The organism is Achromobacter sp. (genome assembly GCF_057314935.1).
In genome coordinates this window covers 27,472-37,840 of sequence record NZ_DBHKZA010000061.1, presented here as the reverse complement: position 1 = coordinate 37,840, position 10,369 = coordinate 27,472, and the positions used below count along the sequence as shown (strand labels likewise).

Sequence of the window (10,369 nt, the reverse complement as noted above, 5' to 3'; positions counted from 1 at the left end):
CCCAGCTTCAATAGCCCAACTTGTGCGGCAGCCACAGCGCCAGCTGCGGGAACACCAGCACCGCCACCAGCACCAGGAACATGGCGCCCAGCAGCCACACCACCCAGCGCACCGTCGACTCCATCGGCACGCGCGCGATGCGGCACGACACCATCAGGTTCACGGCAAGCGGCGGGGTGAACTGGCCCAGCGCCACCTTCAACGTCAGGATCACGCCGAACCACACCGGATCCCAGCCGTAGGCGTTGGCGATCGGCATCAGCAGCGGCACGAAAATCAGGAAGATCGAGATCCCGTCCAGGAACATGCCCACCGTCATCAGCAACAGGATCAGCAGCGACAGCACGCCCCATTCGCCCAGTCCGGAATTGACGATGGCGTTGGTGATCGGGTCGATCACGCTCAGCGTGGACAGGGCCCAGGCGAAGATGCCGGCCAGCGTCACCACCAGCATGATCACGGCGGACAGCTCGGCAGCTTCGCGCAGGATGGTGTAGAGGTCGCGGAACTTGATCGTGCGGTGGATGAAGCCGCCCACGAACAAGCCGTAGAACACGGCGACGACCGCGGCCTCGGTGGGCGTGAACCAGCCCATGCGCATGCCGCCCAGGATCAGCACCGGGGCGGCCAGGCCCCACGACGCTTCGCGCAGGCTGGCCCAGAAGGGCGGGCGCGGCAGGTGGGATTCCAGCGCGCCCATCTTGTACTTGCGAGACAGCCAGACGGCAGGCACGATCAGCGCCAGGCCGGCCAGGATGCCCGGAATCATGCCGGCGGCGAACAGCGCGGGCACCGAGGCGCCCGGCACAAGCACCGAGTAGATGATGAAGGCGACCGACGGCGGGATCAGGATGTCGGTGGCAGCGCCCGCGGCCACGATCGAGGCCGAGAACGAGCCCGGATAGCCCGCGCGCGACATGGCGGTGATCATCACGGCGCCCACGGCGGCCGCGCAAGCCGGTCCCGACCCCGAGATGCCGCCCAGGAACATGGCCACCGCGATGGACACCAGCGGCAGCATGCCGGGGCCGCGGCCCACGATGGCGATGGCGAAGTCCACCAGGCGCTTGGCCACGCCCGACCGGTCGAAGATGGAGCCGACCAGCACGAACATGGGGATGGCCAGCAGCGGGTACTTGGCCAGGCCGGCGTAGAAGTTCTGCGGCACGGTCAGCAGGCCATACCAGGGCGTGTCCAGGTTGGACAGCACGATGGCGACGGTGCCGCCGATGCCCAGCGCCACGCCGACCGGCACCCCGATCAGCATCAGGACGATGAAGACGATAAAGAGGATGGAGGCGATCATTTGGCGTGGTTCCCGGCGCCGCGCGCGATGCGGCGGAGGATGCCGAGGGTGCGCAGCGAAATCGCCGCGGCCATCACGGGCAACCAGATCGAATACCACCAGGTCGGCACGCCGATCGCGGGGGAGGTCTCTTCATAGATGAATTCGTCCGACACGAGCTTCACCGACAGCACGGTCAGCAAGACGAAGAACGCCAGCACGCAACTGTTGGCGATCAGCGCCATGATGCGTTGGCGGCGCGGCGAACCGTTGTCCGCCAGGATCTCGATACGGATGTGGTGGTTGCGCACGAAGGCCACGCTGCCGCCGGCCATCGTCAGCACGATCAGCAGGAACACCGAGATCTCTTCCGTCCAGGCGAAAGACTGGTCGGTGAAATAGCGCACCAGCACGTTCGTGAAGGTGATCAGCGCCAGCGTGGCCAGCAAGATCACGGCCAGCCAGTCTTCGATGGCCAGCGGCACCTTCACGGCGGGATCTGCTTCAACGGGGAGGATCGGTTCGACAGGCTCGGCGGGGGCTTCGGGGCGGGACATGGGGTGAGGCGACGGCTTCGGCGCTTGACGCGCGTTCTATGTTCTATGAATAAGTCGCTGCATCCTACCGTTGCCCCGCAGACGCGATAGTTCGTGTTTTCCCGTGGTGCGGGGCGGCAACAACATGCTGCATTGCACCAGAGCCGCCGCTTCGCAAGGCCGCGGCCTCGGATAAACCACGTTCGCGTCGGGGCTTTACTGGAATATTGCTGCGCACCAATCCAGTGCGCGCCGCTCGGAATTCTTTTGTAACACCGGACAAAACGGCGGGTTCGAACGCTTCTTGAACAAGCGCTCCGGGAAAACCCCCTAAACAGGTAAAATCACTTTTTGCACCCATCCTTATACGGCGCCCGCATCGTGTCCCTAGTTCAGCATCTGCCTGGTTCCTCCGTCCTGTCCTCCTTTCGTCGTGATCGCCTTCTTGCGCAACTGAAGGAAGCCGGCCTGCCGGTGGCCGACATCTCCGCCCGTTACGAGCACTTCGTCAGCACCGACGCCGCCCTGACGGCCGAACAGCAGCAACACCTGACCCAACTGCTGGATTACGGCACGCCCAGCACGGCCGACGTGCCGGCCAAGAGCCTGTCCCTGCTGGTCATTCCGCGCCTGGGCACCATTTCCCCGTGGGCCAGCAAGGCCACCGACATCGCCCACAACTGTGGCTTGTCATCGGTGCACCGCATCGAACGCGGCGTGCGCTACGTGATCACCCCGGAACGTGGCCTGCTGGGCACCAAGTCGTTTGACGACGCCATGCTGGCGCGCGCGGCCGACTGCCTGCACGACCGCATGACCGAAACCGTGGTCGACGCCGGCTTCGACGGCCAGGCGCTGTTCCAGACGCTGGCCGGCAAGCCGATGCGCACCGTGGGCGTCCAGGCCAACGGCGTGCAGGCGTTGGCCGAAGCCAACGTCTCGCTGGGCCTGGCCCTGTCCGAAGACGAAATCGAATACCTGGCCAAGTCGTTCACCGACCTGGGGCGCGACCCCACCGACGTCGAACTGATGATGTTCGCGCAAGCCAACAGCGAACACTGCCGCCACAAGATCTTCAACGCCGAATGGGTGATTGACGGCCAGGAACAGCCCAACACGCTGTTCGGCATGATCCGCGCCACGCACAAGGCGCAGCCGGAAGGCACGGTCGTCGCCTATTCGGACAACGCCGCCATCATGGAAGGCGGCCCCGCGCAGCGCTTCCAGGCGGGCGTGCCCGGCGTGACGGGCGAGGGCGCCGACGGCGCCAAGTACATCCGCCGCGACACCACCGTGCACACCCTGATGAAGGTGGAAACGCACAACCACCCGACCGCCATCGCGCCGTTCCCCGGCGCGTCCACGGGCGCGGGCGGCGAAATCCGCGACGAAGGCGCCACCGGCCGCGGCTCCAAGCCCAAGGCCGGCCTGACGGGCTTCACCGTGTCGCACCTGCGTTTCGACGACGCGCTGCAACCCTGGGAAGCCGACCACCACGGCCTGCCCGAACGCATCGCGTCGCCCCTGTCCATCATGATCGACGGCCCCATCGGCGGCGCGGCGTTCAACAACGAATTCGGCCGGCCCAACCTCTTGGGCTACTTCCGCTCATTCGAGCAGACCGCCGGCGGCACGCGCTGGGGCTATCACAAGCCCATCATGATCGCGGGCGGCCTGGGCAGCATCGACGCGGGCCTGACGCACAAAGACGTGATCCCCCCTGGCGCGCTGCTGATCCAGCTGGGCGGCCCGGGCTTCCGTATCGGCATGGGCGGCGGCGCCGCCTCCAGCATCAGCATGGGCAGCAACTCGGCCGAACTGGACTTCGATTCCGTCCAACGCGGCAACCCGGAAATCGAGCGCCGCGCGCAGGAAGTCATCGACCGCTGCTGGCAGCAGGCCGAGAACAACCCCATCATCGCCATCCACGACGTGGGCGCGGGCGGTTTGTCCAACGCTTTCCCGGAACTGGTCAACGACGCCGGCCGCGGCGCCATTTTCGATCTGAAGCGCGTGCCGCTGGAAGAGTCGGGCCTGTCGCCCGCCGAAATCTGGAGCAATGAATCGCAGGAACGTTATGTCCTGTCGATTCTGCCGAAGGACCTGGAACGCTTTGACGCCATCGCGCGCCGCGAACGCTGCCCGTACGCGGTCGTGGGCGTAGCCACCGAAGAACGCCAACTGCGCGTGGTCGACGGCGAGGGCCTGCCCGGCCTGGACACCCTCCGCCCGCAAGGCGACGCCGAAGTGCGCCCCGTTGACGTGCCGATCGACGTGATCCTGGGCAAGCCGCCGCGCATGACGCGCGACGTGCGCCGCCTGCCCGGCGTGTCCGCGCCGCTGGATCTGGCCGGCATCGATCTCACCGAAGCGGCCTACCGCGTGCTGCGCCACCCGACCGTGGCCAACAAATCCTTCCTGATCACGATTGGCGACCGCACCGTGGGCGGGCTGTCCAGCCGTGACCAGATGGTTGGCCCCTGGCAAGTGCCGGTGGCCGATTGCGCCGTGACCTTGGCCGACTACGAAGGCTTCCGCGGCGAAGCCATGTCGATGGGCGAACGCACCCCCATCGCCATGCTGGATGCCCCGGCTTCCGGCCGCATGGCCGTGGCCGAAGCGCTGACCAACCTGGCCGCCGCCGACGTCGCGCGCCTGGAAGACATCAAGCTGTCCGCCAACTGGATGGCCGCTTGCGGCGTCGATGGCCAGGACGCCGCGCTGTATGACACCGTGTCCGCCGTCAGCGAACTGTGCCAGGCCACCGGCCTGTCCATTCCGGTGGGCAAGGATTCCCTGTCCATGAAGACGTCCTGGGAACAGGACGGCGAACAGCGCCAGGTGGTGGCGCCGGTGTCGATGGTGGTGACCGCGTTCGCGCCGGTGGCCGACGTGCGCGCCAGCCTGACCCCGCAGCTGCGCACCGACGCGGGCGACAGCGTGCTGATCCTAATCGACCTGGGCCGTGGCCGCCACCGCATGGGCGGCTCGATCCTGGCGCAGACGTACAACCAGGTCGGCGAGACCGTGCCGGACATCGATTCGCCGCAAGACCTGCGCGCCTTCTTCATCACCATCCGCACGCTGGCCGAAGCCGGCACCATCCTGGCTTACCACGACCGTTCCGACGGCGGCCTGTTCGCCACCCTGACCGAAATGGCCTTCGCCGGCCGCACCGGTATCTCGGTGAACCTGGACATGCTGACTTTCGATCCGCAATCGGCGGATTGGGGCGACTACAAGATCCGCCCGGATCAGGTGAAGGTGCAGCGCGAAGAACTGACGCTCAAGGCCCTGTTCTCGGAAGAGGCGGGCGCCGTGATCCAGGTGCCGGCCTCCCAACGCGACGCCGTCATGCAAGTGCTGCGCGGCGCCGGCCTGTCGGCCCACTCGCACGTCATCGGCGGCCTGAACGGCGCCGACGAAGTCGAGTTCTACCGCGACGGCAAGAAGGTCTGGGGCCAGCCGCGCGCCGACCTGGGCCGCGCCTGGAGCGAAGTGTCCTACCGCATCATGGCGCGCCGCGACAACCCCGCGTGCGCCCAGGCTGAACTGGACGTCTGGAACGACACGACTGACCCGGGCATGAGCCCGAACGTGGCCTTCGACCCGCAAGAGAACATCGCCGCGCCCTTCATCAACACGGGCAAGCGTCCGCGCGTGGCCATCCTGCGCGAGCAGGGCTGCAACAGCCAGGTCGAAATGGCGTGGGCGTTCGACACGTCGGGCTTCGAAGCCATCGACGTCCACATGACCGACCTCTTGGCCGGCCGCGTGGATCTGGCGCAGATGCAGGGCCTGGTGGCGGTCGGCGGTTTCAGCTACGGCGACGTGCTGGGCGCTGGCGAAGGCTGGGCGCGCACCATCCGCTTCAACAGCAAGCTGTCGGATCAGTTCGCCGCGTACTTCGCGCGTCCGGACACGTTCGCGCTGGGCGTGTGCAACGGCTGCCAGATGATGGCCGCGTTGGCACCGATGATCCCGGGTGCCGAGCACTGGCCGCGCTTCACGCGCAACCAGTCGGAAAAGTACGAAGCCCGCCTGTCGATGGTGGAACTGGCCAAGTCGCCGTCCATCTTCTTCAATGGTATGGAAGGCGCCCGCATCCCGGTCGCCGTGGCGCACGGCGAAGGCTTTGCCGACTTCTCGCAGCAAGGCGACGCCAGCCGTGTGCTGACCGCCGCGCGCTACATCGACAACCGTGGTCAAGCCACCGAAGCCTACCCGTTCAACCCGAACGGCAGCCCGGGCGGCCTGACTTCCGTCACTACCGCCGATGGCCGCTTCACCGTCATGATGCCGCACCCGGAACGCGTGACGCGCAACGTCATGATGTCGTGGGCGCCCGAGAAATGGGGCAACGCAGACCAGGGCGGCACGTACAGCCCGTGGATGCGCATCTTCCGCAACGCGCGCGTCTGGCTGAAGTAAGGCAGCACAAGCCACGCCGCGCCCGCTTGCCGGGCACAGCAACAGAAACGGGCCTTGCGGCCCGTTTTTTTTCGACCTGGGCGGGGCGCGGAGGCGTTGTTTTGCATGTAACCCAATGAGATATTTAACTTTTCATTGCATCGGGCCGTTAACCGGAAGAGCGTTACGCAACCCCGGAGTGGCCTTTCATGTTCAAGAATTTAAGTATCCGCGCAATCCTGACGTCCGCCTTGGGCGTCTTTTTCGCGCTTTTCCTGGTAACCGGCGCAGCCGTCTACCAGCAACTGACGTCCAACCGCACTTCGATTGAATTGCTGCTGGACACCAACCTGGTCCGCGCCAACGCCGTGGACGGCGCAGGCGCCGAATTGCTGCGTGCGCGCCTGGTCCTGCTGGCCGCGCAGAGCGCGCTGCTGGAAGGCAAGAGCATCGACACGCTGGCCAGCATGCAGCGGCTGGACGGCTATACCAAGAAGGCGTCGGACCTGATCGACAGCGCCCGCAAGCAGCCCGAGACGTCCGCCGAAGGCAAGCCCTTGTTCGACGCCGCGCTGGCCGCCTACGACGTCTATCAGCGCGACGCGATCGCGCCGATGGTGGCCGCCATCCGCGCCGGCAAGCCGCAGGACGCCAGCCGGCTGAACCTGGAAAAGGTCACGCCGCTGGGCATCGCCTTCACGCAGGCCATCCAGAAGTACGTGGACTATGCCGATGACGTGGGCCAGCGCGTCGCGCGCGACACCTCCACGCGCATCAACGGCGCGATCGTGCTGCTGGTCTGTCTGCTGGCCGTGGTGGCCGTGCTGGTGGTGGGCCTGTACGTGGTTTTCGCGCGGTCGGTGTTCCGTCCGCTGCACGATGCCGGCAGCCTGTTCGACCGCATCGCCAGCGGCGACCTCAGCAACCGCATCGAGCAGCGCGGCGACAACGAGATCGGCGTGCTGTATGCCGCGGTCAAGCGCATGCAGGATAGCCTGGCCCGCACCGTGTCCGCCGTGCGCCTGGGCGTGGAAGAGATCCACACCGGTTCGCGCGAGATCGCGGCCGGCAACATCGACCTGTCTTCGCGCACCGAGCAGCAGGCGGCCTCCCTGGAGGAAACCGCGGCCAGCATGGACGAACTGTCGTCCACCGTGAAGAACAACGCAGACAGTTCGCGCAGCGCCTCGCAGTTGGCGACGGCGGCCTCGGAAGTGGCCACGCGCGGCGGCAAGGCCGTGGGCGACGTCGTGGGCACGATGCGCGGCATCGCCGACAGCTCCAAACGCATCGCCGACATTGTCGGCGTGATCGATGGCATCGCCTTCCAGACCAATATCCTGGCGCTGAACGCGGCCGTGGAAGCGGCGCGCGCGGGCGAGCAGGGCAAGGGCTTTGCGGTAGTGGCCAGCGAAGTGCGCGCGCTGGCGCAGCGCAGCGGCCAGGCGGCCAAGGAAATCAAGGGCTTGATCGACGAGTCGGTACAGAAGGTGTCGATCGGGTCGGACCAGGTGGAGGCCGCCGGCGCCACCATGCAAGAGATCGTGGTGTCGGTGCGCCGCGTGACGGACATCATCAACGAGATCTCCAGCGCGTCCGAAGAGCAGTCGCAAGGCATCCAGCAGGTGAACCAAGCGGTGTCGCAGATGGACAGCGTGACGCAACAGAACGCGGCGCTGGTCGAAGAAGCGGCGGCGTCCGCCGCGTCGCTGGAAACCCAGGCGCAACGCCTGCGCGAAGCCGTGGCGGTGTTCAAGCTGCAAGCCGGCGGCCGCGTGATCGACGAGGAAGCGCCCGCGTTGGGCCGCGGTGCGGAGCCGGCGCTGCTGGGCGCCTGACGGCGTCCATGGCGCCGATGCCGCCAATAGCGTTGATGGCGGCCGCCCTGGCCCCCGTCATGCAATGAAAAATGCCCCTTGCGGGGCATTTTTCATTGGCGCGGTACCGAGACGATTACTGATCCAGCTGGATCTTGGCGTCGGCCGCCACGTTCTTCCACTTCTTCACGTCGCTGGCGATCACTTGCTGGAACGCATCCGACGTGCCGGCCACGACCGTGCCGCCCAGGCTGGCCATCTTGGCCTTCACTTCAGGGGTGTTCAGCGCCTTGACCGAAGCGTCGTGCAGCTTCTTCTTCACGTCTTCCGGCAGGCCCTTGGGCGCCAGCAGGCCGTTCCAGGCGTTGGCTTCATAACGCGGCAGGCCGGCTTCCTTGAAGGTCGGCGTGTCGGGCAGTTCCGGCGAACGCGTATCGGCGGCGATGGCGATCGGACGGATCTGGCCGCCCTTGATGTAGGGCAGCGACGCCGGCACCGGTTCCCAGATCATCGAGACCTGGCCGCTGATCACGTCGGTGAACGCCGGGCCTGCGCCGCGGTAGGCGATGTGCATGAGCTTGGCGCCGGTCATCGACTTCATCAGCTCCATGGCCAGGTTGCCCAGGCCGCCCGCGCCCGACGAGGCGTAGGTGTAGCGGTCGGGATTCGCCTTGGAGGTGGCGATCACCGCGTTCAGGTCGGCGGCCGGGAAGTCCTTGGTGACGCTGAGCACGCCCGGCACGGTCACCAGTTGCGTGATCGCGGTGAAGTCCTGCACGGCGTCATAGGTCAGCGACTTGTACACGGCGGGGTTGGTGCCATGGGTGCTGGAGGAGGCCAGCAGCAGGATGTAGCCGTCGGGCGCGGAATCGGCGACGAAGCGCGTGCCGATCGAGCCGCCGGCGCCCGCCTTGTTTTCCACGACCACGGTGGCGCCCAGTTCGGTGCCCAGTTGCGCGGCGAAGACGCGGCCGATGATGTCGGCGGTGCCGCCGGGGGCGAACGGCACGATCAGGCGCACGGGCTTGGAGGGGTAGTCGGTGGCCTGTTGCGCCGAAGCGGCGCCGGCGGCCAGCGTGGCGCCGGTCAGCAGCGCCAGGGCGATGGTGGATTTCTTGAAGTTCATCTGTGTCTCCAGGCGAAGGTTAGTCGAGGCTGCGGTCGAGCCAATCGACGATCAATCCGGCTATCTGGTCGCTATTGCGGTCCAGCATGCAGAAATGGGAATTGCCGGCAATGCCGGCGGCGGGCAGGTCCAGCGCTTCGGCGCGAACGCCGGCCGCGCGCAAGGCCCGCCAGTAGGCGTCCGTCTGCGCGCGGTAGCGCAGCCAGGTCTCGTCCGCCTGAAAGTGGTCGCCCCAAACCAGCAAGTGCGGGGGCAACTGCCAGGGCACGGCAGCCGGCGTGCCGGTGGGCTCCAGCGCGACGACGGCGCGCACGGTGGCCGCGTATTCGTGGGCCAGCAGGGTGGCGAAGCCGCCGCCCTGGCTATGGCCGAAAACGATGCAGGGGCCAGCCAGTTCCAGCAATTGCCGGTACGCGTCCAGCGCCATGTCGCCATGCGTCAACCAACGCGGCACGAACTGCTTGGCGAAGGTGTCGAAGGATTCGATGGGGAACTGTTGCGCCGGATAGGCGTGGCGCGGTTGGCCGGCGGGCGCGTAGCCCGAAGCCGGGCCGATGCGGAACAGGCGCCAGGCCTCTTCCTTGGACCGGAAAATGGGCGCGCTGTCGTAGACCTGCGGATACATCGCCCAGGATGCGCGGCCGCGTTCGGGCGCATCGGAAACGAACACGTCATAGCCCGCCTGCAGCAGGCGCCACAGCCAGCCCTGGCGGCCGTCGGGCGTGCTCTCCCATTGCGCGCCCGTCATGCCGCCGCCGTGCCAAAGCAACACGGGGTAGGGATGCAACGGCTTGGCCAGCCGGTATTCCTGCACATAAAGCTGGCCGACGCTGTAGCCGCCGTTCATGTCGATCAAGCGGGCCGATGCGTTGTCCACGACCTTTTTCTGCAGAATCGGCACGCCGCCGGCCACGGCTTCGACGCCGCCCAGGAAATGGCTGCGGATGGATTTGAGCAGGACAGGGGAGTCGGACATCGGCGTTTCCAAGGAATGGACGCCGGGATGTTAGTTGCCAGATGTATCTGGGTTGTGCAAAATGAGCACCCCCTGTGCCGATTCAGCACAGGTGTAGGCCCCCACGCCGCGCGCACTTCGTGCGCTTGCTGCCCCCCGAGGGGGCGTTTTTCCCCTTGGGGCGGCCCGGCGGGGAAAAGGGCCCCCACGCCGCACGCACTTCGTGCGCTTGCTGCCCCC

General features: G+C 66.8%; 6 protein-coding genes. 2 read left to right on the top strand and 4 right to left on the bottom strand.

Translation table 11 applies throughout. From position 1 onward, the window contains the following. Positions 1-7 precede the first annotated feature (7 nt). Together ACO6D5_RS21100 and ACO6D5_RS21095 are read right to left on the bottom strand one after the other, a co-directional pair. Positions 8-1,306, bottom strand: a complete 1,299-nt coding sequence (locus tag ACO6D5_RS21100) for a TRAP transporter large permease (protein WP_315846293.1) — start codon at positions 1,304-1,306, stop codon at positions 8-10. After that, the gene (locus ACO6D5_RS21095; protein WP_315846294.1) at positions 1,303-1,842 is read right to left on the bottom strand and encodes a TRAP transporter small permease subunit; all 540 of its coding nucleotides are present in this window, start codon (positions 1,840-1,842) and stop codon (positions 1,303-1,305) included. The genes ACO6D5_RS21100 and ACO6D5_RS21095 overlap by 4 nt, the downstream gene beginning before the upstream one ends. 360 nt (positions 1,843-2,202) lie before the next feature. Here ACO6D5_RS21095 and purL point away from each other — a divergent pair, with 360 nt between their 5' ends. Together purL and ACO6D5_RS21085 are read left to right on the top strand one after the other, a co-directional pair. Then, complete coding sequence (purL, locus tag ACO6D5_RS21090; RefSeq protein WP_485826442.1) at positions 2,203-6,252, top strand: phosphoribosylformylglycinamidine synthase; 4,050 nt, start codon at positions 2,203-2,205, stop codon at positions 6,250-6,252. A 188-nt stretch (positions 6,253-6,440) separates the two neighbouring features. Further along, positions 6,441-8,069, top strand: a complete 1,629-nt coding sequence (locus ACO6D5_RS21085) for a methyl-accepting chemotaxis protein (RefSeq protein ID WP_485826441.1) — start codon at positions 6,441-6,443, stop codon at positions 8,067-8,069. Positions 8,070-8,184: 115 nt separating this feature from the next. Here ACO6D5_RS21085 and ACO6D5_RS21080 read toward each other — a convergent pair whose 3' ends face one another. Both ACO6D5_RS21080 and ACO6D5_RS21075 read right to left on the bottom strand, forming a co-directional pair. After that, a complete protein-coding gene (locus ACO6D5_RS21080; RefSeq protein WP_485826440.1) occupies positions 8,185-9,174 on the bottom strand; it encodes a Bug family tripartite tricarboxylate transporter substrate binding protein in 990 nt (329 codons plus the stop codon). Between the two features lie 19 nt (positions 9,175-9,193). Then, a complete protein-coding gene (locus ACO6D5_RS21075; RefSeq protein WP_485826439.1) occupies positions 9,194-10,150 on the bottom strand; it encodes an alpha/beta hydrolase in 957 nt (318 codons plus the stop codon). Between the last annotated feature and the right edge of the window lie 219 nt (positions 10,151-10,369).

What these genes read in the sequence shown, in the direction of transcription:
- ACO6D5_RS21080 (WP_485826440.1), bottom strand. Translation starts at nt 9,174, where the DNA reads ATGAACTTCAAGAAATCCACCATCGCCCTGGCGCTGCTGACCGGCGCC.
- ACO6D5_RS21095 (WP_315846294.1), bottom strand. Translation starts at nt 1,842, where the DNA reads ATGTCCCGCCCCGAAGCCCCCGCCGAGCCTGTCGAACCGATCCTCCCC.
- ACO6D5_RS21075 (WP_485826439.1), bottom strand. Translation starts at nt 10,150, where the DNA reads ATGTCCGACTCCCCTGTCCTGCTCAAATCCATCCGCAGCCATTTCCTG.
- ACO6D5_RS21085 (WP_485826441.1), top strand. Translation starts at nt 6,441, where the DNA reads ATGTTCAAGAATTTAAGTATCCGCGCAATCCTGACGTCCGCCTTGGGC.
- ACO6D5_RS21100 (WP_315846293.1), bottom strand. Translation starts at nt 1,306, where the DNA reads ATGATCGCCTCCATCCTCTTTATCGTCTTCATCGTCCTGATGCTGATC.